The sequence below is a fragment of the Actinoplanes sp. NPDC023714 genome (genome assembly GCF_040639855.1).
Classification (GTDB): domain Bacteria; phylum Actinomycetota; class Actinomycetes; order Mycobacteriales; family Micromonosporaceae; genus Actinoplanes.
In genome coordinates this window covers 130021-155300 of sequence record NZ_JBFAAR010000012.1, presented here as the reverse complement: position 1 = coordinate 155300, position 25280 = coordinate 130021, and the positions used below count along the sequence as shown (strand labels likewise).

General features: G+C 71.6%; 18 protein-coding genes and 1 pseudogene. 12 read left to right on the top strand and 7 right to left on the bottom strand.

Annotation, left to right across the window (positions count from 1 at the left end):
• Positions 1-27 precede the first annotated feature (27 nt).
• The 4 genes from AB0G10_RS37505 to acs form a co-directional block, all read right to left on the bottom strand.
• On the bottom strand, positions 28-591 hold the full coding sequence (locus tag AB0G10_RS37505; protein ID WP_360933187.1) for a FixH family protein: 564 nt from the start codon (positions 589-591) through the stop codon (positions 28-30).
• Complete coding sequence (locus AB0G10_RS37500) at positions 591-5195, bottom strand: hypothetical protein (protein ID WP_360933185.1); 4605 nt, start codon at positions 5193-5195, stop codon at positions 591-593. The genes AB0G10_RS37505 and AB0G10_RS37500 overlap by 1 nt, the downstream gene beginning before the upstream one ends.
• Positions 5196-5376: 181 nt before the next feature.
• The gene (locus tag AB0G10_RS37495) at positions 5377-8670 is read right to left on the bottom strand and encodes a S8 family serine peptidase (RefSeq protein WP_360933182.1); all 3294 of its coding nucleotides are present in this window, start codon (positions 8668-8670) and stop codon (positions 5377-5379) included.
• Between the two features lie 215 nt (positions 8671-8885).
• The gene (gene acs, locus AB0G10_RS37490; protein ID WP_360933179.1) at positions 8886-10874 is read right to left on the bottom strand and encodes an acetate--CoA ligase; all 1989 of its coding nucleotides are present in this window, start codon (positions 10872-10874) and stop codon (positions 8886-8888) included.
• A gap of 202 nt (positions 10875-11076) precedes the next feature.
• Between acs and AB0G10_RS37485 the strand changes: the two genes are divergently transcribed.
• On the top strand, positions 11077-11814 hold the full coding sequence (locus tag AB0G10_RS37485; RefSeq protein WP_360933176.1) for an oxidoreductase: 738 nt from the start codon (positions 11077-11079) through the stop codon (positions 11812-11814).
• 20 nt (positions 11815-11834) lie between these two features.
• Positions 11835-12311: a PH domain-containing protein gene (locus AB0G10_RS37480; protein ID WP_360933173.1), complete on the top strand. Its 477-nt coding sequence runs from the start codon at positions 11835-11837 to the stop codon at positions 12309-12311.
• Between the two features lie 265 nt (positions 12312-12576).
• Here the strand turns inward: AB0G10_RS37480 and AB0G10_RS37475 are convergent, their stop codons facing one another.
• Entirely contained in the window at positions 12577-13380 is an 804-nt protein-coding gene (locus tag AB0G10_RS37475) for an HAD-IB family hydrolase (protein ID WP_360933170.1), read from the bottom strand.
• 315 nt (positions 13381-13695) lie between these two features.
• Complete coding sequence (locus AB0G10_RS37470; protein ID WP_360933167.1) at positions 13696-14055, bottom strand: STAS domain-containing protein; 360 nt, start codon at positions 14053-14055, stop codon at positions 13696-13698.
• Between the two features lie 201 nt (positions 14056-14256).
• On the opposite strand from AB0G10_RS37470, the gene ssd reads away from it, so the two are divergent.
• The 7 genes and pseudogenes from ssd (at position 14257) to AB0G10_RS37435 (ending at position 19342) form a co-directional block, all read left to right on the top strand.
• The gene (gene ssd, locus AB0G10_RS37465) at positions 14257-15321 is read left to right on the top strand and encodes a septum site-determining protein Ssd (protein ID WP_360933164.1); all 1065 of its coding nucleotides are present in this window, start codon (positions 14257-14259) and stop codon (positions 15319-15321) included.
• On the top strand, positions 15318-16466 hold the full coding sequence (locus tag AB0G10_RS37460; protein ID WP_360933162.1) for a TadA family conjugal transfer-associated ATPase: 1149 nt from the start codon (positions 15318-15320) through the stop codon (positions 16464-16466). Before ssd ends, AB0G10_RS37460 begins: the two co-directional genes overlap by 4 nt.
• 575 nt (positions 16467-17041) lie before the next feature.
• A pseudogene (locus tag AB0G10_RS37455) lies at positions 17042-17341 on the top strand (hypothetical protein); the annotation flags it as partial.
• Between the two features lie 296 nt (positions 17342-17637).
• The gene (locus tag AB0G10_RS37450) at positions 17638-18273 is read left to right on the top strand and encodes a type II secretion system F family protein (RefSeq protein WP_360933468.1); all 636 of its coding nucleotides are present in this window, start codon (positions 17638-17640) and stop codon (positions 18271-18273) included.
• Positions 18274-18492: 219 nt separating this feature from the next.
• Positions 18493-18621, top strand: coding sequence for a DUF4244 domain-containing protein (locus AB0G10_RS37445; protein ID WP_360933465.1), 129 nt, complete (start codon positions 18493-18495; stop codon positions 18619-18621).
• The gene (locus AB0G10_RS37440) at positions 18618-18977 is read left to right on the top strand and encodes a TadE family type IV pilus minor pilin (RefSeq protein WP_360933159.1); all 360 of its coding nucleotides are present in this window, start codon (positions 18618-18620) and stop codon (positions 18975-18977) included. Before AB0G10_RS37445 ends, AB0G10_RS37440 begins: the two co-directional genes overlap by 4 nt.
• Positions 18974-19342, top strand: a complete 369-nt coding sequence (locus AB0G10_RS37435; protein WP_360933157.1) for an Rv3654c family TadE-like protein — start codon at positions 18974-18976, stop codon at positions 19340-19342. Before AB0G10_RS37440 ends, AB0G10_RS37435 begins: the two co-directional genes overlap by 4 nt.
• Here AB0G10_RS37435 and AB0G10_RS37430 read toward each other — a convergent pair.
• Positions 19315-21714: a DEAD/DEAH box helicase gene (locus AB0G10_RS37430; protein WP_360933154.1), complete on the bottom strand. Its 2400-nt coding sequence runs from the start codon at positions 21712-21714 to the stop codon at positions 19315-19317. The two genes, AB0G10_RS37435 and AB0G10_RS37430, sit on opposite strands and share 28 nt — an antisense overlap.
• Before the next feature lie 111 nt (positions 21715-21825).
• Between AB0G10_RS37430 and AB0G10_RS37425 the strand changes: the two genes are divergently transcribed.
• The 3 genes from AB0G10_RS37425 (at position 21826) to AB0G10_RS37415 (ending at position 25272) form a co-directional block, all read left to right on the top strand.
• Positions 21826-22182, top strand: coding sequence for an STAS domain-containing protein (locus AB0G10_RS37425; RefSeq protein ID WP_360933151.1), 357 nt, complete (start codon positions 21826-21828; stop codon positions 22180-22182).
• The gene (locus AB0G10_RS37420) at positions 22179-22619 is read left to right on the top strand and encodes an ATP-binding protein (RefSeq protein WP_360933148.1); all 441 of its coding nucleotides are present in this window, start codon (positions 22179-22181) and stop codon (positions 22617-22619) included. The genes AB0G10_RS37425 and AB0G10_RS37420 overlap by 4 nt, the downstream gene beginning before the upstream one ends.
• A gap of 241 nt (positions 22620-22860) precedes the next feature.
• Complete coding sequence (locus tag AB0G10_RS37415; RefSeq protein ID WP_360933146.1) at positions 22861-25272, top strand: sodium-translocating pyrophosphatase; 2412 nt, start codon at positions 22861-22863, stop codon at positions 25270-25272.
• Positions 25273-25280: the final 8 nt, after the last annotated feature.

The window sequence follows — 25280 nt, the reverse complement described above, 5'->3', positions numbered from 1 at the left end:
AACCGGAGTCCCCGGGAACCGCCCCGATCACTTCGCCGTCACCGTGCCCACGTCCAGCCGCTGGTTCGCGGTGGACGCCATGGGTTGCTTCACCTCCACGATGACGTTGTACTCGCCGGCCATCGGCACGTTCGTGAGCGCCTCGTAGACACCCTGCCGGCCGGACATCTCGGCCATCACGATCGGGCCGTTCTTGTGGGCCATCGGCATGGCCACCATGTCGGTGTACGCGACGACCTGACCCTTGGTGATCGGGTCATAGCTGTCGGGCGCGCTCACCTTCGCCTCGATCCGCACCTGGAGGTCGCCCAGGTGCTCACTGGTGATCGAGATGGCGGCCTTCGGTTCCGACTCGGCCTTCCGGTCCGCGGCGGCCGGCTCGGCGGCGACCGGCTCCACCGTGCGCGGGCGGGTGGCGAGGAAGCCGGCCACGCCGATGAGCAGCGCGGCCGTCATCCCGATGCAGACGCCCAGGATGAGGCCCTGCCGGAACGGCTTCGGCGCGGAGCGCCTCGGCTTTCCCCGGCGGGCCGACTTCTTGCCGTGCCGCATCTCGGCGGGCAGACGCCACTTCTCCTTCACCATGGTCATCACGACACCGGCTTGTCCGGCAGCGCGATCAGGCCGCTCTGTGCCGTGCCGTGCACCCGGAAGATGCCCCACTGACCGCTGACCAGATGCCGTGCCAGGGTCCCGGACCGGTAGAGGTAGTCGCCGGCCGCGGCCCGCCGCCCACCGGCGCCGCCGGTGACCGCCGGATCGAGGACGATCTGGTACGAGACACCGGGGTTGAACTGCCCCTGGGTGGCCGCCAGCTGCGACTGGGCGTCGTTCGGCGCCCGCCGCCACAGGTGGTCGTGCAACGCGAAGCTGGTCGACCGGGCGTCACCGACCGCCTGCCCGACGTGGAACACCGTCTTGTCTCCGGCGTACGCCTGGAACGTCGGCGTGGCCGGGTCCCCGTGCACGTACGTACTGAAGATGTTGGTGATGTTCTGATCGTTCGCGAAGCGATGTGACCAGGGTTCGTTCGTGTAGTTGACGGAGAACTCGCCCTGGTCCTCGGCGTCGTCGGCCTCGTTGCTCGGCGTCTGCGCCAGGTCCAGGTTGTCCGGCACCGGCTGATCGTCGGCCGGGTTGCCGTTGGTGTCCTTCCGGAACAGCGCCAGGTCGCTGTTCATCAGCACGATGTTCTCCCGGAAGTCCGGAACCGACGGGTTGGCGATCACCGCGCTGGTCCCGCTGGCGAGCGGAGCACCGGTGGCCGGGTTGAGGTACGTCGACCCCGCCGGCTCGATGATCAGCGCGCCGTAGAGTCCGTGTGCGGCGTGGTGCAGCGGGTCGGCCATGTCCCGCAGCATCGCCATGCCCGGCGCGGTGTTCAGGTACCACCGGTAGGTGACCTGCTCGCCGGGTCCGGCCGTCCGGTCGTACCCGCTCAGCCCGCCCACGTTGACCCCGGACGAGAAGCTGTAGTGGTCGGTCAGCTGCGGTTTCATCGACACCCGGTTGCTCACCTTGAGCGGCTGGAAGCCGGGGACGTTCACCTCGTTCCTCGGCGGCTGGTCCAGGCAGTCCGGGTAACTGAGGTGGCTGTAGCGGTATCCCAGCTGGCCGGGCTCGACCCCTTCGAAGCAGGTGGGCTTCATCTTGGCCGGGTCGAGCTTGTTCTTCAGCGTCACCTCGACGCAGTCGCCCTGGTTGGCGCGGATCACCAGCGGCTCGTTCTTGACCGTGTTGTTCAGCCAGTCCGACTCCAGGGCGTACTGGAGGCCGTTGGGATCGTGGTCGCCGGCCCTGTTGTAGGTGATATCCCGGTTGATCGCCACGACGTTGAACGCCTTGGTCGGCGCCCCGCTCGCGCACGGCGTGCCGGGCGGCTTGCTGACCGGGGTGGGCGGCGTGGTCGGCTTCTCGTTGATGCAGTTCAGCGCGTTCGCGGTGTTGTCCGGCAGCGGATAGATGGTCACCTCGGGCGGCGGTGGGCCGTCCGGTCCCGGTGCCACGGCGGCGCCGTAGTACTGACATCGCATCACCCGGAGCTGACCCCAGGCGCCCAGGAACAGGTCGTCGGAGCCGCCGAGGTAGTAGAGCTCGTCCCGGTCGACCGGATACGTCTTGTAGCCCTCCTTCTGTGGCTTCACCACCATCTCGAAGTATTCGAGGATGCCGATGTGCTGGGCCGAGACTATGTTCGAGCCGTCGTCCTTCGGCTCATGTCGCCACTTGGCGTCGATGTTGATGCCGTGCGACTCCTCCTGGGAGAGCTGGAATATTCGCCATTTCACCCGGTCGCCGGGGAAGGCCGCCGGCGTCGGCGTGTAGGGCAGGTTCCCCCACGGCGAGTCGATCTGCGCCTCCGCGGGCTGCGCCGTGAAGATCTGCGACGGATCCCGGTCCCGTCTTGCCTCGAAGGGTTCGAGGCGGTAGTTGATGCCCATGACGCCGTAGTCGTCGTTGCTGGACGGGAACTTCGCCGGGTAGATCGGCACCCCGTCCTTCGTGACGAACTGGTCGTCGTTGGTGGTGGTCGGGTCGGCCGGCTTGAACATCGGGACGTGGTCCTCGATGAACAGCGACACGTTGCGGTAGTCGTACCCGTCGGTCTGCGTGCCGTTGTAGTCGGTCGTGGCGTTGCAGTGCACCGAGACGATCGTGCCGACCTTGACGTCCTGGTTCGTCCTCGGATCCTTGAAGACGCACCCGGCGTCGTGGATCGTCCCGCCACCGAACAGGCCGGCGTCCTGGTGGACGTTGGCGTAGAAGTGGTCGTGGAACGAGTTGGTCGACGTGTTCTCGTGGACGAAGTTGCGGTACGTGATGGTCTGGCCGGTGCCGCCGGCCGCCCCGTCCGCGCCCTGGTCGTAGTTCCACCCGTTCGCCGCGCCGTCCGAGGAGAGCACGTCGAACTGCACCATGTGCTGGTGCAGGCCCACCTCGTTGGTGATCTGTCTTCGGTCGAAGGTGGTTCCGCCGTACTCCAGGGGCAGCCGGTTCGTCAGCTTGTAGATCACGCAGTCGCCGACGTTGAGCAGCGGGGAGAAGGGCTCCGGTTTCTTCCCGGCCAGCACCGCGTCCCGTTCCGAGTCGAGGACGTAGACCCGGGACTGCGGGTTCGCCCACTTCACCGTCGGGTTGTAGACCTGGTTGAGCTGGATCGCCGATATCGCGAACTCCTTCTCCGGCCGGCCGGCCGGGCAGGGGTTCTGGAAGAAGCCGCCCGGCACCTGTGCGCCCGCGTCGGCGGCGGCCTGCTCCTTGGCGGTCGGCGGGAACGTGCCGGTGGCGCTGCGATCGGAGACGCCGAGCGGCGGTTTCGGCGCCTTGAACCCGAATCTGCCGGGCACGAAGTGCGGGAAGCCGGCCTTGGTGGCGTCCGGGGACGGCGGAGCGCTCGCGTCGGCGACCGCGGGCTGGTAGTCGAAGTCGGTGAGCGGCTCCAGGCGCGGGATCGGCGTACCGTCGGGGTTCTTCCTCGTCCCGTCCTCGAGCTTGTCGAACGTCCGGTTCAGCCCCCACATGCCGGTCGCGAAGTGCGGATAGAGGTGGCAGTGGAAGATGATGTCGCCGAACGTCGCCTGCTTGTTCTTGTGCGCCGATCCGGCTCCGCCCTGCACCACCAGGTCGTAGTGCGCGCCGGGGGAGACCGACTGCACGTCCAGGATGTTCGTGGTGCGGGTGATGTGGTTCGGGCTGCTGATCGCGTCCAGCCCGCCCTCGTCCTGCGGGTCGTACGCCCACCGGTTCACGTGCCAGTGGAAGGTGTGCGTCTCGAACTCCGCGGCGTGCATGAGCCGCACCTGGGACGGCTCGCCCCGGTAGTTCGGGAAGACCAGGTCGCCGCCGCCCGGGTCGCCGTAGACCCAGGACGACAGCGAGGTCTCCTCACCGACGCACTCGTTGGCCTTGTAGCCCTGCCCGGACACGGTGGCCGCGGGACAGCCGAGCTCCTCCCGGTTGAAGGTCGGCTCGGCCCGGTAGTTGAACGCGAACCACTCCAGCTTGATCGGAATCTGCTCGTGGTACTGGACGATCGCGTCGGCGTCGCCGCCGCCCAGGCCCGGCAGCGTGTCCTTGGTGAGGACCGCCAGCTGGGCCGCGGTCGGCTCGAGGCATTCGGTGCCGACGTTCTCGTCGTCGCCGTCCCCGCCACCGCGGCAGTACCGGGTGAGGATGCCGGGCTCGGCCTCCACCTCGTCGTGCATGAAGAGCACGTTCTCGCGGAAGTCCTTGTGGTTCGGCCGCTTGATGATCGCCCGGGTGCCGGAGGCTATCGGGCCGCCGGTCCGCGAGTGGACCCACGTCGCGTCGCTCGGCTCGACGACGATCGCGCCGAACGCGCCGAAGCTGTGCGAGCCGATGTACTGCTTCGCGCCGCCGGGCTGGGTCTGTACGGACGAGAAGTCCGCTCCGTCCTTGAACTGGAACTCGCCCTCGGCCTGCGCGTACAGCAGGTAGGTGAGGGAGGCGCCGGGCGCCGCCGTGGAGTCCGGGTTGTTGCCCACCACCGTGCCGTCGGCGGTCTTGACGTCGTAGTCGAGGCCGTCGAAGTGCATCGAGGCGTTCGGCGCCTTGGCCGGATCAAAATCATTCTTGGGTACGGTCAGTGCCGGCGCGAACTCGCGGGCGCCGAGCGTCGACGAGCCCGCCGCCTTCTTGATCTCACCGGGCAGGGTGTAGATGGCCGAGTCCCGCACCGTCCGGTCGAGCTGCGGCGCGGACTCGTTCAGCCGGTTGGTGAACTTGACCGAGACGCAGTCGCCCTTGTTGGCGCGGATCGTGAGCGGCTCGATCAGGTCGTCGACGTTCGCCCTCGACGGGTCGGCGGCGTACTTGAAGTTCTGCCGGACCGTCGCGATGTTCGCGTCGAGGACGTACATCCGGCCCTCGGGGACGACGTCGCCGAACCTGTTCAAAAAGATCGGCAAGTTGATCAGCGAGACGTCGAACGTCTTCGTCGGCGCGCCGGCGACGCACGGGTTGACCGGCGCTCCCGCCTTGGGCGGCACCGTCGCCGCGGCGGTGGCCTGGCTGACCATCCACATGGCGCCGCCGACCAGGCCCATCCACAGGCCCGCTCCGACGGTGAGGGCGACCCGGACCGGGCCGCTGGGCCGCCGCCGCGCGCTGAGCAGCACGTACGCGGCGAAGGTGGTGACCAGTAGTAGGGGTATGAGATCGATGGGTGTTGACACGCCACCTCCTGGACGCAGGGACGCGAGGCCCCTCCCAGGCGTGTTCCAACCCAGTGGCGTGGCCCCGTTCCACAGCTACTGTCGATCGCAAACTAATTGACTTATCTGAATGTGTCTATGTGATTTACGCGAAAGAGGCCCGCCCGGGCCAATCCCGGACGGGCCTCTGGAAACGTGCTGACTAGTCGGTGACGGCCGTGATGGCGACCGAGCCGCGGCCGACGACCGCGCCCTCGTCCGTCACGATGGACACCTCACCGAACATCTTCCGGCCGGCCGGCGGCACCGAGGCCGCGGTGACCGAACCGGTGACCGTCGCGCTCTTCCCGTTGGCCAGGGAGAACGGCGTGCTCTGCGTGGCGACGCCACCCAGGGCCGGGCTGTAGTAGACGTCCAGGTAGTCGTACGCCGTGGAGCCGCTGGGCACCGCGTAGCCGTCCACCAGGACCGTGTAGGTGCCGGCGGCCGGGCCGGCGACCGAGACGGCCTCCTCCGAGTCGCCGTCGGCCTGCTGGGCGACGACCTGCCCGGCCTCGTTGTAGAGGACCAGGTCCAGGTCGGCGGCCGCGTCGCTGGTGTTGCCGATCGACACGTTCAGCCGCTGGACGCCGGCCGGCACCACGACCTCGTACTCCTGCGACTCGTGGTTGGCGATCGTCGGCCGCGCCTGGAAGCCGCTGCCGAGCGGGCCGCCCTGAGCCGTGAGGTTCAGCGGGCCGAAGTTGTTCGTGACCGTCCAGGTCAGCGGGTTCGCCACGCCGGCCTTGACGCTGGGCAGCGTCACGGCGGCCGGGTCGACGGTGACCCCCTGGACCTTCGCGGTCAGCCGGTACGGGTTGTTCAGCGACGGCGACGTACGACGGGACTCGACCTCGAGCTCCCAGATGCCCGGGATCGGGTTCTCGTACGACCGCTCCTGCGGCTTGCAGGCGTTCACGTCGGAGAAGTTGGTGTAGCAGGCGGTGCTGGCGGTCGACTCGACCGGGACGCCCCACGGGTTGATCGCGATCCAGCGGGTCTGCGAACCGGTCGCGATGCCGGCCAGGTTCACCTGGAGCGCGGTCGCGCCCTCCGGCACCACCACGAAGTACGACGTCGTCGAGTTGCGGTCCACCGAGCCGGAGAAGGTCTCGGTGTACGACGGCTTCTTCGTCTCGACGCCGGTCACCACCGTGTTCAGCACCTCGAAGTCCACGACCGGGGTCTTCGGGTCGTCGACCTTGAGGATCGCGCTGCTCACGCCCTGGCCGGGCTTGACCTTGACCTTGACGCTGACGGTCTTCTTCAGCGGCAGGTCGACCGAGCCGGCCGAGGAGAACACCTTGCGGTCGCCGATCCAGCTGAGGTTGTGCTTCACGGTCTTGTTCGGGCCGCTGGTACGGGTGAGCTTGACCGTGACGGTCTTCTCCTTGCCGACCGCGTAGCCACCGTCGCCGACGGCGCAGCGGTTGTAGATGCCCTTGCCGGTGTTCGCGGTCGCCAGCTGCTCGGAGAGCGGCGTGCAGACCGGGGCCGACGAGGTGTAGGTCCGGGTCTCCGACTCCTTGGTGAGCAGCTTCCAGGCGGCCGGGACGTCCATCTGGCCGTAGCCCTGCGCGTGCACCTTCTCGCCCGGGATCGGGTCCGCGGTCGTGTAGAGCGCCCGGCGCAGGCCGGCCGGCGTGACGCCGAGGTCGTTCTGCTTCGCGGCGGAGAGCAGCAGCGCGACGCCACCGGTCGTCTGCGGCGCCGACATCGAGGTGCCGTTCTGCATCGAGTAGCCGGCCGGCAGGGTGTAGCCGACCGTGTCGAGACCGGCCATCGGCTCCCAGGTCGGGACCGTCGAGATGGCCGAGCCGGGGGCCGCGAGGTTCGGCTTGAAGCCGCCGTCCTCACGCGGGCCGCGCGACGAGAAGTTGAACAGCTGGAGGTCGCGGCGGGTGACCGAGCCGTAGTTGGCGAGCCAGGTCTCCTTGCTGATGCTGGCCGCCGAGCTGATCACGTCGGTCGCGACCGACGGGTCGCCGATCGTGTTGGTGCCCGGGCCGGAGTTGCCGGCCGAGATCACGATCTGCACGCCGTAGACGTCGATGAGCTCGTCGTAGAGCTCGGCGCGGGCGTTGTTGCCGTCGTTCAGGGCCGGGAGGCCACCGATCGACACGTTGACCACGTCGACGCCGCGGTTCGCGACCAGGTCGATCATGCCGGTGGTCAGCGAGGCCGCGGTGCAGCCGCCGCCCCACGAGCAGGACCGCGCGGAGACGATCTTCGCGCCCGGCGCCTGGCCGTCCAGGTTCTTGTTGCCGAACAGGTCGTTGCCGGCCGCGATGCCCGCGACGTGCGAGCCGTGCATGCCCTCGACGATGCCGATGTTGACGAAGTCGGCCGTCTCCGGCAGCGAGGGGTCGTCGTACGGCGCGAGCGAGACGTCCTCGCGGTACTCGACGACGAACGGCATCCGCTCGGCGATGTCGGTCGCGGGGTTGTCGGTGCCGAAGTAGCCGACGTCGTACTTCTCCTTGTACGGCCGCATCACGGCGTCGTCGGTGAAGTCGAAGTTCTGGTTCGTGTCGACCCGGATGTCGTGGGTGGCCGGGTCGTAGAGGACGCCGAACTGGTCGGTGGTGTCACCGTCCCGGTTCACGTCACCGCCGGGCTCGGAGGCCGCCGTGATCGACTCGATGAAGCGGTTGACCTGGTACGTGCCCGCCGGGGCGGTCCAGGTGGCGCCGTTGTAGGTGAAGGTCGGCCCGGTGACCGAGCCGAGCATCCGCCGCCAGGTGCCGTCGCCCTCGGTGATCGGGTCGGTCGCCGTCACCCAGTCGACGATCTTGCGCTCGCCGGTGGTGGTCTTCTGCAGCGCCGGGTGCGCGAGGTCCACACCGGAGTCCATGATGCCGATGGTGACGCCACGGCCGTCCCACTTCGGGTTCTTCTTCTTGAAGTCGACCGAGCCGGTCTCCCCGGTGGGCATGTACGGGTTGTCCGCGGGCGTGTTCGCACCCGGGCCGGACGGCAGCGCGGCCTGCTTGGCGGCGTTGCGGCTCGCCGGCAGGTCGGTCTCGGGCAGCTTGATGGTCTCGTCCAGGTCGACGGCCGAGACGCCGGGCAGCTTCGCGGTGCTCAGCACCTTGGCGGTCGGCACGCTGGCCAGGACGTACCCGACCTGGTCGAAGCGCCGGCTGATGCTGCCGCCGAGGCTCTTCACCTTGGCCGCGACGTCACCCGCCTTGCCCTTGTCGGTGGAGATGATGACGGTGACGCGCGGCTTCTTCTGGGCTTCCGCGTCGGCCAGCAGGTCGGCGTCGTGCGAGCCGAGGGTCTCGGCCGGCGACTCCTTGGGGGTGGCTGGCTCCTGCGATGCGGCGGGAATCGTGCCTGTGCCCGGTTCCGCCGAGGCGGGGAGAGGGCTGCTCAACGTCGTCACACCGGCGGCGACGCCGAGAGCGAGGACAGAGGTGACGGTTCGCCGGCCCCAGGTGATTTGTTGTGTCACGTACGGGTCCTCCGGAGGGAACAGCGCCCGAGGGGTGATCGGGCTGATCCCCGTGATCCTGCGATCGATCCGGATGAAAGTCACTACGGTCGATGACGTTGTGACCGGGCCGTGACCTTGTGACATCGAATGGGTTTCCGGCTGATTGAGTGACATGTAAAAAGCCGGTGACGTCCAGCGCGTCACCGGCTTTTCCTGGCCCTACCGGGCCAATGTCAGTCGTCGGACTTCGACGTCTTCATGCCGGAGGAGATCAGGTCCATGACCGTCGAGTCCTGCAGCGTCGTGACGTCGCCGAGCGACCGGTTCTCCGCGACGTCGCGGAGCAGGCGCCGCATGATCTTGCCGGACCGGGTCTTCGGCAGCTCTGTCACCAGCATGATCTGACGCGGCTTGGCGATCGGGCCGAGCGTCTTCGCCACGTGGTTGCGCAGCTCCTTGATCAGCTCTTCGCCGGCCGTGCCCTCGGTGTCCACATTGCCGCGCGGGATGGTGAACGCGACGATCGCCTGACCGGTGGTCGGATCGGTCGCGCCGACCACGGCGGCCTCGGCCACCGACGGGTGCGACACCAGCGCCGACTCCACCTCGGTGGTGGAGATGTTGTGGCCGGAGACCAGCATGACGTCGTCGACCCGGCCGAGCAGCCAGAGCGCGCCGTCGGAGTCCTTCTTCGCGCCGTCGCCGGCGAAGTAGATCCAGCCGTCCTCCGCGTTGCCGGCGCCGGCCCCGAACCGCGACCAGTACGTGTCGAGGAACCGCTGGTCGTCGCCCCAGATCGTGCGCAGCATCGACGGCCACGGGTCGCGCAGCACCAGGAAGCCACCGCCGCCGTTCGGCACCGACTGCGCCTGGTCGTCGACCACGTCGGCGCTGATGCCGGGCAGCGGGGTCATCGCCGAGCCGGGCTTCGTCTCGGTGACGCCGGGCAGCGGCGAGATCATCACGGCGCCGGTCTCGGTCTGCCACCAGGTGTCGACGATCGGGGTGCGCTCCCGGCCAACGTGCTCCCGGTACCACATCCAGGCCTCGGGGTTGATCGGCTCGCCCACGCTGCCGAGCACCCGCAGCGACGACAGGTCGTACTTGGCGGGGATGTCGTCGCCCCACTTCATCATGGTGCGGATCAGCGTCGGGGCGGTGTAGAGGATCGACACCTTGTACTTGTCGACGATCTGCCAGAACCGGCCGCGGTCCGGGGTGTCCGGCGTTCCCTCGTACATGACCTGGGTCGCGCCGTTGGAGAGCGGGCCGTAGACGATGTAGGAGTGGCCGGTCACCCAGCCGATGTCGGCGGTGCACCAGTAGACGTCGGTCTCCGGCTTCAGGTCGAAGACCGCATGATGCGTGTACGAGGTCTGCGTGAGGTATCCGCCGGTGGTGTGCAGGATGCCCTTCGGCTTACCGGTCGTGCCGGACGTGTAGAGGATGAAGAGCGGGTGCTCCGAGTCGAACGGCTGTGCCTCGTGCGTGGGCTCGGCCTGCTCGACCGTCTCGTGCCACCACTTGTCCTTCTCGGTCCAGGCGACCTCCTGGCCGGTCCGCCGGACCACGAGGACGTGCTCGATGCCCTCGGTGCGGGCCACGGCCTCGTCCACGGTGGGCTTGAGCGCCGACGGCTTGCCGCGCCGGTAGCCGCCGTCCGCGGTGATCACGACCTTCGCGGCGGCGTCCTGGATCCGGGTCGCCAGGGCGTCCACCGAGAACCCGCCGAACACGACGCTGTGCGTCGCGCCGATCCGGGCGCAGGCCAGCATCGCGACCGCGGCCTCCGGGATCATCGGAAGGTAGATCATCACGCGGTCGCCGGCGGTCACGCCGAGGCCGGTCAGCGTATTGGCGGTCTGGCTGACCAGCTTCAACAGCTCCGCGTACGTGACGTCGCGGCTGTCGCCGGGCTCGCCCTCCCAGTGGATCGCGACCTTGTCGCCGTTGCCCGCCTCGACGTGCCGGTCCACGCAGTTGTAGGCGATGTTCAGCTCGCCGCCGACGAACCACTTGGCGAACGGCGGGTTCGACCAGTCCAGCACCTGGTCCCACTTCTTGGCCCAGGTGAGGCGCTCGGCCTGGCTCGCCCAGAAGGCGAGACGGTCGGCCCCGGCCTCGTCGTAGGCCTCGGCCTTGACGTTCGCGTTCGCCGCGAGTTCGGCGGGCGGCGGGAACTTCCTCGTCTCCGAGGACAGGTTCTCCAATGTCTCGCTCATGAGGGCGGCTCCTCTGCCTGACCGGGGTTCTTCGTTGCACACTAGTTCGGCCGGAGTGTCCGGCGAAGAGTTGCGCGGCAGGGCGCGCCCGGCGGTGCCGTATGCGCGCCGACTGGTGGTCCGCTGCTCGCTTCTGCGCGAATCTTGCCAGTTCCACGCTTATTTGTGCACCCCATGTTTCCGACCTTTTACCGGTTACCGTGTGCTTGTGGATCCACTTGCCCCGTTGCTCGACCTCGCCGACGTCGCGCCCGCCTTCGCCCAAGCCCGTGACACCGTGGACGCCGCGATGCGGCACCGCGCCCTGCGCCGGCACGGTGGTCAGGTCGCGGCCGAGGCGAGCCTGCGCGCCGCCGTCGCCAGCGCCGCCCTGGAGGGCAGCAGGTACGACCTCGACGAGGTACGCGGCGGAACCGTCACCGATCCGGTCGTGCAGGGCGCCCTGCGGGTCGCCGAGTCGCTCGGCGGGCTCGTCGACCTCTGGCCCCGCGCGCCCCGCCAGGTCCTCGCGAAGCTGCACGTGCTCGCCGCCCGCGGCGTCGTGCACGACCACGACCTGGGCCGGCTCACCACCGGCGCCGAGCGCATCGACGCCCTGGCCGGCCTGGTCGCCGGCAACGAGGAGACCCCGCCGCTGCTGCTCGCCGCGATCGTGCACGCCGAGCTGATCACCCTGCGTCCGTTCGCCGGCCCGGCCGGCGTGGTGGCCCGGGCCGCGGCCCGGCTCACCCTGATCAACCGCGGGTTCGACCCGCGCGGCCTGGTCGGCGTCGAGACCGGCCACCTCGAGCGCGAGCCGGAGTACGTCGGCTCGGCCGGCGCCTACGCGACCGGCACCCCGGACGGCGTGCGCTCCTGGCTGCGGCACTACGCGTCGGCGATCGAGGCCGGCGCCGGGGAGATCGCCGTGATCGGGGACGGCGTCCTGGCGGCGGTCTGAGCGGGGGCATACTTTTCTGCGTGGGAGAGGACTGGGTCCGGCCGTACCCGGCGGGTTCCGGCCGGTGGGTCGTGATCGCCTGGGAGGCGGCCGCGCTGGCCATGCTGACCTGGACGACCATCGAGCACTTCGACCTGATGGGGATCGGTGTCCGGCTGACCGCGTGCGTCCTCGCGGCGGTCTGGGTGGTCGGCGCGTGGCGGATCCTGGAGCACGGCGTCTACGTGAGCTCCCAGGGCGTCCGGATCCAGGGGCTGCTGCGGTCGCGCACCATGCGGTGGCGCGAGGTCGCCGGCGTACGCCTTCACCACGCCACCCACAAGGTCGGGCCGTGGCGGATCGAGAGCGGCATGACCGTGCTGCTGGAGCGGCACGACGGCGCCACCGTGAACACCGAGCTGTGGGCGCAGGGCGTGGACTTCCACGCGCGGCCCAAGCTCTTCCGGGCGGTCTACCAGGAGATCCGCAGCCGCCATCAGCAGGCCGGAAAAGGATAGAGCCGGCGTCCCTTGAGGGGCGCCGGCTGTGCGCGTCCGGACCGGGTTATCAAGCGTGCACCTGGGTCGTTGTCGACGGTCCTGGCACCCCCTCGCGGAGGCGGAGGTCCCGCCGCAACGTGCCTGCCGTGGCTGATCGCGCGTGGGTTCCCGGTGGCCGTGCACGGTGCCCGTTCGCACGGGCCCGCGACTTCTTTCTACGCCCCTTCGCGCATGATCGCCAGGTATGCCCGATTACTCAGACCATTGGCATTTACGCTGGTCATCACGCAACAGCGGCGCGGGTGCGCCGGTGCCGGCCGTAGATGGCGAAGCCGATCGCCACCCCGACGCCCACGCCCAGCGCGGCCGCCGCCACCGGGACGGCGGGCCGGTCGCGGAGGCGTCTGCCCAGCGGAACGGGGTTGCGGAACTCCAGGATCGGCCAGGAGCGCTCGGCCGCGACCCGGCGCAGGGTCCGGTCCGGGTTGACCGCGCTCGGGTGCCCCACCGCCTCGAGGAGCGGCAGGTCGCTGCTGGAGTCCGAGTACGCGAAGCACTCCTCCAGGTCGTACCCGCGGGCCTCGGCGAGCTTCCGGATGCCGACCACCTTGTTCGGGCCGGCCGAGTAGAAGTCGACGTCCCCGCTGTATTTCCCGTCGACGATCGCCATCCGGGTCGCGATGATGTCGGTGATGCCGAGCAGCGCGCCGATCGGACGCACCATCTCGTCACCCGACGCCGAGACCAGCACCACGTCACGGCCGGCCGCCTGGTGTTCGGCGATGAGAGCGGCGGCTTCGGCGTACACATAGGGGTTGATCAGGTCGTTGAGGGTTTCCGCGACGATCTGTTGAACCTGCTCGACCCGCCAGCCCTTGCTGAGGGCCGCCATGTAGTCGCGGGTGCGTGCCATGGCCTGCTCGTCGGTGCCGCCGCCGAGGCGGAACATCAGCTGCGCATAACCGGACTTGACCACGTCACGGCGGCTGATCAGGCCGTCACGGTAGAACGGCCGTCCGAAGGCCAGGGCGCTGGACTTGGCGATGACGGTCTTGTCGAGGTCGAAAAACGCGGCGCTCGGGCCCACGGGCCGAAAGTGTAGCCGCACCGCGCCCGGCCCCGCCGAACCGTCCGGCCGACGCGCCCGGCCGTGACTCCCCGTGAAAACGGTCAGACGGGCAGGGAGCGTGGCATCGGGTTACATTCGGTACTCGACGGAACGGCAGAGTCTGAGGCAGACTTGTGTTCGCGACTGTGATGCGTGTTGTTACGACCGCGTCCAGTGAAGCTGGCCCTCGGTGATTGCGCCCCCCGCGATCACCGAGTCGATTCGGCTCGACCCCCCCCGGAGCCGAATCCAAGGACGGCCCCCGTCTCCCCCGACGGGGGTCGTTCCCTGTCTCTACGCCCCGGTGGCGTGCCGCTGCTGCTGCTCGTCGGCCGGCGCCTCGATCAGGCCGAAGAAGTCGGCGAGGCCGGTCACCACGAGTACGCGCCGGAACGTCTCGGTCGGGTTGACCACGGAGAAGGCGATGCCGCGCTCGGTCGCCTCGCGGTAACCCTCGATGAGGGCGCCGAGGCCGGTCGAGTCGATGAAGGACGCGTCCCGCAGATCCACGCGCAGCGCCGCGGGAGCCCAGTCGACGAGGGCGTCCCGGATGCCCTGGGCCACGTCGTCGGCGCTGGAGAAGTCGATCTCCCCCAGCACGGTGACGGTGACTGTCCCGTCGTCGGCGAGCGTGGTCCGGATCGAGTTGTCCATGCCAGCTCCATCGGTCCGTGTCGGCATCAAGATACCCAACCCGCCCAGGTTCATACTCCGGGCGTCGGCACGTACCTGATCGATACCTCGCAGTGGCGTCGTCCACAGGGTCGGAAGTCGTCCACAGGCTCGCCCCCGGCCGGTTGCCCGGCCCCGGCGTGACCCGCGACGGTGGGCGGCCCCGAGACCGCTGGAGGCCCGATGCCCGCCGCACGCCGTCCTCTCGTCGTGACCGCCGACCAGGAGCTGCTCGACGACCTGCTCCGGCTCGCCGCCGCCGGTGGCGTCGAGGTCGACGTGGCGCCCGACCCGGCCGCCGCCCGGGCGCGATATCCCGGCGCCCCGCTCGTGGTGATCGGCTCCGATCAGGTGCCCGCCTGCGTACGGGCCCGGTTGCCGCGCCGGCGCCGGGTGATCGTGGCCGGCCGGCACTCGGCCGTCGACGCGTCCACCTGGCAGCTCGCCGAGCCGCTCGGCGCCGAGCACGTCGCGGTGCTGCCCTCGGCCGAGACCTGGGTGGCCGAGCAGCTCGCCACGCCGCCCGAGCCGGAGCCGGTGTCCCGGACCGTCGCCGTGATCGGCGGCCGGGGCGGCGCCGGCGCGAGCATCCTCGCGGCCGGGCTGGCGACCACTGCCGTGCGGTCCGGGTACCGCACCCTGCTCGTCGACGCCGACCCGCTCGGCGCCGGCCTCGACCTGCTGCTCGGCTGGGAGGACGTGACCGGCCTGCGCTGGCCGGGGCTCAGCGACGCGGACGGCCGGGTCGACCCGGCCGCCCTGCTGCGGGCGCTGCCCCGGCGCGGCGACCTGGTGCTGCTCTCGTTCGACCGGGAGGAGCTGCCGGGCGTGCCGGCCGCGGCCATGGCGGCGACGCTCGACGCGGCCCGCCGCGGCCGGGACGTCATCGTGGCCGACCTGCCCCGGCAGCTCGACGACGCCGCGGTGCTGGCCCTCCAGGCCGCCGACCGGACGCTGCTGGTGGTCCCGGCCGAGCTGCGGGCCGCCGCGTCGGCCGCGCGGACCGCCGCCACGGTCCGGATGCACTGCGAGGACGTCGCGGTGGTGGTGCGCGGCCCGGCGCCCGGCCGGCTGCGGGCCCGCGAGGTCTCCGACGCCCTGGGGCTGCCGCTGGCCGGCACGCTGCGCCCGGAGCCCGCCATGTGCCAGGCGGTGGAGAGCGGGACCGCGCCCGGCGCGGACGGCCGGGGGCCGCTCGCCGAGCTCTGCCGCCGGCTCGTCGACGAGCTCATGGCGGCCCGGTCATGAGCATGCTGAGCAGCCGCGTACGCCGTCAGTTCGCCCACGACGGCGTCGAGGCCACCCCGGCCGCGGTCGCCGACGCCGTCCGCCGGGACAACGTGGTCCTCGGCGGCCGGGCCGTGCTGCGCCTCGCCGGGCAGGTCCGCGACGAGCTGCTCGGCGCCGGCCCGCTCGCGCCGTTGCTCGCCGACCCGGCGGTCACCGACGTCCTGGTCAACGGCGGCCGGGTCTGGGTCGACCGGGGCGCCGGGCTGGAACGGGCCGCGATCCGGCTGGACGGGCCGGACGAGGTGCGCCGCCTCGCCCAGCGCCTCGTCGCCGCCTGCGGGCGCCGGCTCGACGACGGGCAGCCCTACGCCGACGCGCGCCTGCCCGACGGCACCCGGCTGCACGCCGTCCTGCCGCCGGTCGCGGTGGACGGGCCGTACCTCTCGCTGCGCACCTTCCGGCAGCGCCCGTTCACGCTCGACGACCTGGTCACGCCGGCCGCCGCGGCGGTGCTCACGGCGGTGGTCGAGGCGCGGCTCGCCTACCTGGTCACCGGCGGCACCGGCAGCGGCAAGACCACCCTGCTGGCGACGATGCTCGGCCTGGTGCCGCCGGCCGAGCGGATCGTGCTGGTGGAGGACGCGGCCGAGCTGCGCCCGGTGCACCCGCACGTGGTGGCGCTGCAGGCGCGCACCGCGAACGTCGAGGGCGCCGGCGCGGTCGGCCTCACCGACCTGGTCCGCCAGGCGTTGCGGATGCGCCCGGACCGGCTGGTCGTGGGGGAGTGCCGCGGCGCCGAGATCGTGGACCTCCTGGCGGCCCTGAACACCGGCCACGACGGCGGCGCCGGCACGCTCCACGCGAACGCCCCCGGCGACGTGCCGGCCCGGCTCGAGGCGCTCGGCATGCTGGGCGGCCTGCCCCGGGCCGCGCTGCACGCGCAGGTTCTCGCGGCGCTGCAGGTGATCGTCCAGGTCCGGCGGACCGCACACGGCCGTGCCCTCGACTCGATCAGCGTCCTGGTCCCGTCGGCCGGCTCGCACCTCGCCACGGTGCTGCCGGCCTGGTCGGGAACGCCGGGTCCGGGCGCCGCGACCCTGGCCCGGATGCTGCACGACCGCGGCGTCCCGGTCCCGCCCGCGCTGCGCGGATGCTCGCCGTGAGCGGGATCCTGCCGGCGCTCCTGCTGCTCGCCGCGGTCTTCGTGATCATGGGGCCGCGGCGTGCGGCGAGGGCGAGGCTTCCGGGGCGGCGCCGGGCGATCGCGCTGGATCTCTCTCGGGTACGGGGGACCGCCGCCCGCTTCCTGACCGGACCCACCGGCCGGGTCGTCGCCGGCGCGGCGGCCCTGACCGGCGCGCCGGTCCTGGTGCTGGCCGGCCCGGTGGCCGCCGTGATCGTGGCCGTCTACGCCGCCCTCGGCGCCACCGAATGGGCCCGCCGGACTCGTCGCCGCCATGCCGTCGCCGCCCGTTCCGCCGAGCTGGACGCGCTGGCTGCCCTGGTCGCCGACCTCAGAGCCGGCCTGCCCCCGCAGTCCCTCGTTCCGGTAGCCGGCCCGTCCGGCGCTCTCGGTGGCTTCGGTGGCTGTACCGGAGAGCGACAATTCGGGCGCGAGGTGGGCTCTGGTGTACAGCCGGGCTCTGGTGTGCAGCCGGACTCCGGTGTGCAGCCGGGTTCCGGTGTGCAGGGGAGCGGCGGGGCCGGGCGGATCCGGGAACTCGCCGGTGCGGTCTGGCGGCTCGCCGAACAGACCGGGGCGCCCGCCGCCGACCTGCTCGACCGGATCGAGGCGGACGCCCGCTCGGCGGACCGTTCGGCCGCGACCGCCGCCGCCCAGGCGGCCGGCGCGCAGGCCACGGCACTGCTGCTGGCCGCGTTGCCGCTCGGCGGGATAGCCCTGGGATACGCGATCGGCGCCGACCCGATGGCCGTGCTGCTGCGTACCCCGATCGGCGCTGCCTGCGCCCTCGCCGCGGTGGTCCTGCAGGCGGGCGGCCTGCGCTGGGCCCAGCGACTCGTGGACGGCCCGAAATGACCGCCCTGGTGGCCGCCTGCGTCGGCCTGGCCGCGATCCTGCTGGTCCTCCGTCCACGGTTGTCCCGTCACCGGCTGCGGCATCTGTCCGGGCCTCTCCGGCAGCGGGCCGGCGCCGGGCATCCGTCCGGCGCCGTGCGTCCGGCGGGCGGCTCCGTGAGCGATGCGGGGCGTCCGGCGGGCGGGTTCGCGGGTGTTGCGGGGCGTCTTGCGGGCGGCTCCGTGGGCGTTGCGGGGCGTCTTGCGGGCGGCTCCCTGGGCGTTGCGGGGCGTCCGGCGGGCGTGTTCGCGGGCGTTGTGGGGCGTCCGGCGGGCGAGGCGCGGCGGCCGGCGGATGACGGGCGCCGGTCGCGGCTGGTGCTGGCGGGGCTGGCCGGGGCCGGGGTGGCGGTTTTCGTGGGCGGTGCTTACGGCGTACCCCTCGGGCTCTTCGCGGCGATCGGAGCGGAACGCGCGCTGCGGCGCCGGGAATCGCCCGCCTCGCGGCGTGAGCGTCAGCGAGCGGTCGCGGATCTCCCGCTCGGCGCGGATCTGCTGGCGGCGGCCCTGCGAGCCGGAGCGCCGGTGGATCGGGCCGCGGCGGCCGTGGCGGACGCGCTCGGCGGGCCCCTCGGCACCCGGCTGGAACGGGCGGCACGGTCGCTGCGCCTCGGCGCCGGACCCGCCGAGGCCTGGGCGCACCTGGACGGCCTGCCCGGATCGGAACGTCTCGTCGCGGCGGCGATCCGCTCCAGCGCCAGCGGCGGGGCGCTCGCCGGTGCGCTGGAACGCCTCGCCGCCGACCTCCGCTCCGACCGCACCATCGCCGCCGAGGCGGCCGCCCAGCGCGCCGGCGTCCTGATCGTGCTGCCGCTGGGCCTGTGCTTCCTGCCGGCGTTCCTGCTCGCCGGCCTGGTGCCGGTCCTGATCGCCGTCCTCGGTGACGTGCTGTGAAGCCGCCGATCCCAGACCCGGCGCGGTCGCCGCAGGCCGCCGCCCAAACCCGGCGCGGCCGTCGCAGGCCGCCGTGCCGTCCGAGACCCGGCGCGGTTCTCCGCCGCGCCTTCGCAATGCCGGCACGGCAGGTCGCCGTGCCGCCTATCCGAGGAGGATCACGTGCACAACCTCGTCACCCGCTTCCGGCGGCTCCGCACCGAGGCCGGCGACGCCGGAATGAGCACCGCCGAGTACGCCGTCGGCACGCTCGCCGCGGTGGCCTTCGCCGGCATCCTGCTCAAGGTGGTCTCGAGTCCGGCCGTGCAGCAGGCGCTCGGCGGCATCATCGAGAAGGCGCTGAAGTGAGCGGGCGCCGGCGGCCCGGCCGGGACCGGGGTGCGTTCACCGCCGAGCTCGCGGCCGGGCTGCCGGCGCTGATGCTGCTGTTCTACGCCGGGATCACGGCCGTCTCGGCGGTCATGGACCAGGCGCGATGTCTCGACGCGGCCCGCGAGGCCGCGGTGGCGGCCGCTCGCGGCGAATCGCCGGCCCCGGCGTCGCGGCTGGCGCCGCCGGGCGCCGAGATCCGGGTGGCCGAGGAGGGGGAGACGGTCACGGTGGTGGTGGAGGCGAGGGTACGGGTGCTCGGCGCCCACCTGCCGGCCATGACCCTGCGGGCCGAGTCCCATGCCGCCCGCGAGCCCGAGCAGGTCCGGGAATGAGCCCCGGACCGGGACGCCGTGATCGTGGCGCCGCGTCGATCCTCATCCTGGCGCTCGGTCTGGTCCTGCTCGCGGCCGGCCTGGCCGCCGCGGCCGTGGGCGCCGCCCAGGTGGCCCGCCGGGAGGCCCGCAACGCCGCCGACCTGGGCGCCCTGGCCGGCGCCCAGCAGGCGATCCTCGGCCGGGAGACCGCCTGCGCCGCCGCCGGGCGGATCGTCGAGCGCAACCGCGCCCGGATGTCCTCCTGCACCCTCGACGGCCTGCGGATCGTCGTACGGACCGAGGTGACGACCGGCCGGCTGGGCAGGGCCGAGGCGGCGGCCCGCGCGGGCCCGGTCTACGCCCCGGCGGCCGGGGCGGACTGAGCGGGGACCTGCGGCCGGGGTGCGGCGAGGGCGGCGAGGACGACGTCCAGGACGGTGACGGCCGCGTCCTTGTCGAGCGGGTTGTTGCCGTTGCCGCATTTCGGGGACTGGACGCAGGACGGGCAGCCTGCCTCGCACACGCAGGACGCGATCGCCTCGCGGGTGGCCTGGAGCCACTCGGCGGCCACCGCGTACGCCCGCTCCGCGAAACCGGCGCCGCCCGGGTGGCCGTCGTAGACGAAGACGGTCGGCATGTCGGTGTCGGCGTGGTTCGCCGTGGAGAGGCCGCCGATGTCCCAGCGGTCGCAGGTGGCGATCAGCGGGAGCAGGCCGATGCCGGCGTGCTCGGCGGCGTGCAGCGCGCCCGGGAAGTCGGCCGGTTCGATGCCGGCGCCGGCCAGGGCCTCCGGGGAGACGGTGAACCAGACGGCGACCGTGCTCAGCTCGCGCACCGGCAGGTCGAGCGGCCTCGTGTCGATGACCTCGCCGGTGCCGATGCGGCGGCGCTGGTAGGACACCACCTGGTTGGTGACGTCGACCTCGCCGAGGAACAGCCCGACCGGGCCGGCGTCCACGTACGACCGGACGTTCACCACGGACAGGTTGGTGACGTCGCGGGCGTGCGTCGTCCAGTCCGGTTCCTCCTGGTGCACGAGGGCGATCGCGTCCTCCAGGTCGAGTTCGTCGACCAGGTACGAGACGCCCTGGTGCAGGTGGACCGCCCCGGTGTGCAGCATCACGTGCGAGGAGCCGTGGTCGACGGTGCCGAGCAGCCGGCCGGTCGACGCCTCGACGACCGCGACCGGCGCGCCGCCGGTGCCGCGCAGGTCGACCTCGGGGCGGCCGCGATGCGTCCAGTAGAAGCCGGACGGCCGGCGCCGCAGCGCGCCCTCGTCGACCAGCGCCCGCACCGCGGCGGCCGCCGCCGGGCCGCCGAACAGCTCCAGGTCGGCGTCGGTGATCGGCGCCTCGGAGGCGGCGCAGCAGAGCTGGGGCCCGAGCACGTACGGGTTGGCCGGGTCGAGCACGGTCGCCTCGACGGACCGGCCGAAGATCGCCTCGGGGTGGTGGACGAGGTATGTGTCGAGCGGGTCGTCCCGGGCGACGAGCACGGCGAGCGCCTCCCCGCCGGCCCGCCCGGCCCGGCCCGCCTGCTGCCAGAGCGACGCCCGGGTGCCGGGGTATCCGCAGATCAGCACGGCGTCCAGGCCGCGCAGGTCGACGCCGAGCTCGAGCGCGTTCGTCGAGGCGAGGCCGAGCAGCTCGCCGGTGAGCAGCGCGCGCTCGATGGCCCGCCGGTCCTCGCGGAGGTATCCGCCCCGGTAGGCGGCGACCCGCTCGCCGAGACCGGGGACGGCCTCGTCGAGGGAGCGCCGGGTCATCGAGGCGACCACCTCGGCGCCGCGCCGGGACCGGACGAAGGCGAGCGTCCGGGTGCCGGACACGACCGCGTCGGTGAGCATGTCGGCGGTCTCGCGCAGAGCCGACCGCCGGATCGGAGGGAGTTCGACATCCACGAAGTCGTCCGCATCATCCGGAATGGAGATCGAGGACTGCGGCAGCAGCGGCGGCTCCCACAGGGCGAACGTCACGCCGCCGCGAGGCGACGCGTCCTCTGTGATCTCTGTCACCGGGAGGCCGGTCAGCCGGGACGCCGCGCCGGCCGGGTCGCCGGACGTCGCCGAGGCCAGGATGAAGGTGGGGTCGGCGCCGTAGCGGGCCGCCGTCCGGCGCAGTCGTCGCAGCACGTGGGCCACGTGGGAGCCGAACACGCCCCGGTAGGTGTGGCACTCGTCGATCACCACGTACGCGAGGCGGCGGAAGAAGACCCCCCAGCGTGCGTGTCCCGGCAGCATCGAGTGGTGCAGCATGTCCGGATTGGTGAGCACGAACCGGGAGTGCTGGCGCACCCATTCGCGCTCCTCACGGGCGGTGTCGCCGTCGAACGTGGCGGGACGCACGCCGTCCAGGCCGAGGCGGGCCACGGCCCGCAGCTGGTCCGCCGCGAGCGCCTTGGTAGGTGACAGATAGAGCACCGTCGCCTTAGGGTCCGTGGCGAGCGCGCTGAGAGCCGGCAGCTGGTACGCGAGGGACTTGCCCGACGCGGTGCCGGTGGCCAGCACGACGTGCGTGCCCTCCCAGGCGAGGGTGGCGGCGGCTGCCTGATGCTCCCACGGTGCGGTGATCCCCCGCGCGGTGAGCGCGTCGCGCACCCCGGGGTCGGTCCAGGCCGGCCACGGCGCCTGCCGTCCGGACCGGGGTGGCACCCGCTCGATGTGCGTGATCGGGGACGCCTCCGCCGCGGCGCCGCGAGCTCGCAGCCGATGCAGCAGCTCAGCAGGTCCGAAGGCGGTGGAGGTCACGCATTGCACTGTGACACCGGTATGCCCCGAACCTCAAACGGGTAGGACGGTGGGTGCCACGCGTCGCCCGCTACCGGTCGGTGGTTAGATTTCGCGGGGGGAGATCAGGGAGGAGGACCGATGGAGCTGTCGCTGGCGGACCGGACGGTCGCCGGGCACACCGTGCTCGAAGTCGGTGGTGAGGTCGACGTTTACACCGCTCCCCGGCTGCGTGAGCGGCTGATCGAGCTGGTGGACGCGGGTGCCCGGGACGTGGTCGTCGATCTGGAACGCGTCGAGTTCCTGGATTCGACAGGCCTCGGCGTGCTGGTCGGCGCCCTGAAGCGCCTGCGCACCGCGCACGGGAGCTTCGGGCTCGTCTGCGCGAAGGAGCCACTCCTCAAGATCTTCCGGATCACCGCGCTCGATCAGGTCTTCCCGATCTTCCCGACGGTCGAAGCGGCCACCGAGCGCGACGGCAGCGGTTCTGCTTCGTGATGGCTACTGTTCGGCTCTCCTTCTCGCCGGCCCCGGTGCACGTGCGCACCGCGCGGCTGGTCGGTGTCGCGGTCGCCCGCCGGGCCGGGGTCGCCGAGGAGCTGCTCGACGAGGTCCGGCTCGCCATCGGTGAGGCGTGCACGCGTGCCGTGACCCTGCACCGCCAGTACGGCCTCACCGACCTGGTGACCGTGGAGATGTCCGACTCGGACTCGTACACGGTCCGGGTCATCGACCACGCCCCGATCGAGGCGAGCGTGGGGCTGGCGAAGCTGCCCCCGGACGAGCTCGCCGACGAGTCGCTGACCGACGACGCGCTCACCACGGGTGTCGGTTTTGCCCTTCTTGCGGGTTTTGTGGATGATTTGCAGGTGCGTCCGGTGGATGACGGCCCGGGCACCGAGGTCCGCATGATCTGGCCGGTGGCCCGTCGCTGATCCCACAGCGGATCAAGCAGCGGCAATAGATCAACGAACCCCTATACCCACTTCTCCTGGCCGTAACACAACGGCAAACATCACCGCGACACGGCTGCATTGAGGTGTGACGACCGCCATATCGGCCCTATACAGTACGCGAGTTATCAGCTACTGCTGGTCCGCGTCCGCGGGCTTGAACAATGTGCCCGGAGGTCTCGTCCACCGTCCGGGTGCGGTCGGTGTGTACAGGAGGACATTGATGTCCGGGACCTCGATAGACCTCGCCGCCGAGGGTGGCGGGGTGTCCCTGAGTGGTGAGAACCTCTCCTACGTCGTCGTCGCGTTGGCGTTCGCGCTGGTGGCGCTCGGTTTCGCCGCGATGTTCGTGCAATCGGTGCTGCGTACCGGGCGTGGCACCCCGAAGATGCAGGAGATCGCCGGAGCCGTCCAGGAAGGCGCCTCGGCGTACCTGATCCGGCAGTTCCGGACCCTGGCGATCTTCGTGGTGATCGCGGTCGTTCTGCTGTTCCTGCTTCCGGTGCACGCCACCGAGAACGAGACGCTCGTCAAGATCGGCAGGTCGGCGTTCTTCATCGTCGGCGCGATCTTCAGCTCGTTCATCGGCGGCGCCGGCATGGCGCTGGCGACCCGGGCCAACCTGCGGGTGGCAGCGGCCGCCGGCGAGGAGGGCGGCCGGGAGAAGGCGATGGGGATCGCGTTCCGCACCGGTGGTGTGGTCGGCTTCCTCACCGTGGGCCTCGGCCTCTTCGGCGCCGCGCTCGTCGTCCTGATCTTCAAGGGGGACGCGCCGACCGTGCTCGAGGGCTTCGGCTTCGGCGCCGCGCTGCTCGCCATGTTCATGCGGGTCGGCGGCGGCATCTTCACGAAGGCCGCGGACGTCGGCGCCGACCTGGTCGGCAAGGTCGAGCAGGGCATCCCCGAGGACGACCCGCGCAACGCCGCCACCATCGCGGACAACGTGGGCGACAACGTCGGTGACTGCGCCGGCATGGCCGCCGACCTCTTCGAGTCGTACGCCGTGACGCTCGTGGCCGCGCTGATCCTGGGCCAGGCCGCGTTCGGCCAGGACGGCCTGATCTTCCCGCTCATCGTCTCCACGATCGGCGTGCTGATCGCGATCATCGGGGTCTTCATCACCCGGCTGCGGAAGAGCGACCGCAACGCCCTCACCGCCATCAACCGGGCCTTCTACATCTCGGCCGCGATCTCGGCGATCGCGGTGGCCGTGGTCAGCTTCGTCTACCTGCCGGACACCTTCGCCGGGTTCGGCGACACCGGCATCGCCGAGGACATCCTCGCCAGCGGCCAGAACCCGCAGCTCGTCGCGATCGGCGCGGTCGTCATCGGCATCGTGCTGGCCGCCGCGATCCAGGCGCTGACCGGCTACTTCACCGAGACGAACCGGCGCCCGGTGCAGGACATCGGCAAGTCGTCGCAGACCGGCCCGGCCACCGTGGTCCTGGCCGGCATCAGCGTCGGCCTGGAGTCGGCGGTCTACTCGGCCCTGCTGCTCGGCGCCGGCGTCTACGGCGCGTTCCTGCTCGGCGGCTCGTCGCTCACCCTGTCGCTGTTCGCCGTGGCGCTGGCCGGCACCGGCCTGCTCACCACGGTCGGCGTGATCGTGGCGATGGACACGTTCGGCCCGATCTCGGACAACGCGCAGGGCATCGCCGAGATGTCCGGCGACATCGACGAGCGTGGCGCGCAGACCCTCACCGAGCTGGACGCGGTCGGCAACACCACGAAGGCGATCACCAAGGGCATCGCGATCGCCACGGCGGTGCTCGCCGCCACGGCGCTGTTCGGGTCGTACACGAACAGCCTGGCCGACTCGATGGCCGACGCCGGGGTGACCGACACGGCCGCCGAGATCCTCGCGGTGCTCAACATCGCGAACCCGCGCAGCCTGGTCGGCCTGCTGGTCGGCGCAGCGGTGGTCTTCCTCTTCTCCGGCCTGGCGATCAACGCGGTCTCCCGCTCGGCGGGCGCCGTGGTGATGGAGGTCCGCCGCCAGTTCCGCGAGTTCCCGGGGATCATGGACTACTCGCAGCGCCCCGAGTACGGCCGCGTGGTCGACATCTGCACCCGGGACGCGCAGCGCGAGCTGCTCACCCCCGGCCTGCTGGCGATCACCGCCCCGATCGCGGTGGGCTTCGGCCTCGGCCCGGGCGCGCTCGCGTCCTACCTGGCCGGCGCGATCGGCGCGGGCACGCTCATGGCGGTCTTCCTGTCCAACTCCGGCGGCGCGTGGGACAACGCGAAGAAGCTGGTCGAGGACGGCGCCTTCGGCGGCAAGGGCTCCGAGGCGCACGCCGCCACGGTGATCGGCGACACGGTCGGTGACCCGTTCAAGGACACCGCCGGTCCGGCGATCAACCCGCTGCTCAAGGTGATGAACCTGGTGTCGCTGCTGATCGCCCCGGCGGTCGTGGCGGTCAGCTACGGCGACGACGCCAGCGTCGGCATCCGGATCGGTGTGGCGGTGCTCGCTGTGGCGATCGTCTCGGCCGCGGTGATCTGGAGCAAGCGTAAGCCGATCTCGATGGGTGACGACCCGGCCACGGCGTCGGCCGCCGGCGCCGCGGACACCGCGAAGGCCGTGCACGACACCCGCGAGACCTCCGCTTCGCGGGTGAAGGACAACGTCTGACCAGGACG

Bases quoted from the DNA above. Each gene is read 5' to 3' on its own strand.
- AB0G10_RS37460 (WP_360933162.1), top strand. From the start codon at position 15,318: ATGAGCATGCTGAGCAGCCGCGTACGCCGTCAGTTCGCCCACGACGGC.
- acs (WP_360933179.1), bottom strand. From the start codon at position 10,874: ATGAGCGAGACATTGGAGAACCTGTCCTCGGAGACGAGGAAGTTCCCG.
- ssd (WP_360933164.1), top strand. From the start codon at position 14,257: ATGCCCGCCGCACGCCGTCCTCTCGTCGTGACCGCCGACCAGGAGCTG.
- AB0G10_RS37415 (WP_360933146.1), top strand. From the start codon at position 22,861: ATGTCCGGGACCTCGATAGACCTCGCCGCCGAGGGTGGCGGGGTGTCC.
- AB0G10_RS37435 (WP_360933157.1), top strand. From the start codon at position 18,974: ATGAGCCCCGGACCGGGACGCCGTGATCGTGGCGCCGCGTCGATCCTC.
- AB0G10_RS37425 (WP_360933151.1), top strand. From the start codon at position 21,826: ATGGAGCTGTCGCTGGCGGACCGGACGGTCGCCGGGCACACCGTGCTC.
- AB0G10_RS37470 (WP_360933167.1), bottom strand. From the start codon at position 14,055: ATGGACAACTCGATCCGGACCACGCTCGCCGACGACGGGACAGTCACC.
- AB0G10_RS37445 (WP_360933465.1), top strand. From the start codon at position 18,493: ATGAGCACCGCCGAGTACGCCGTCGGCACGCTCGCCGCGGTGGCCTTC.
- AB0G10_RS37505 (WP_360933187.1), bottom strand. From the start codon at position 591: ATGACCATGGTGAAGGAGAAGTGGCGTCTGCCCGCCGAGATGCGGCAC.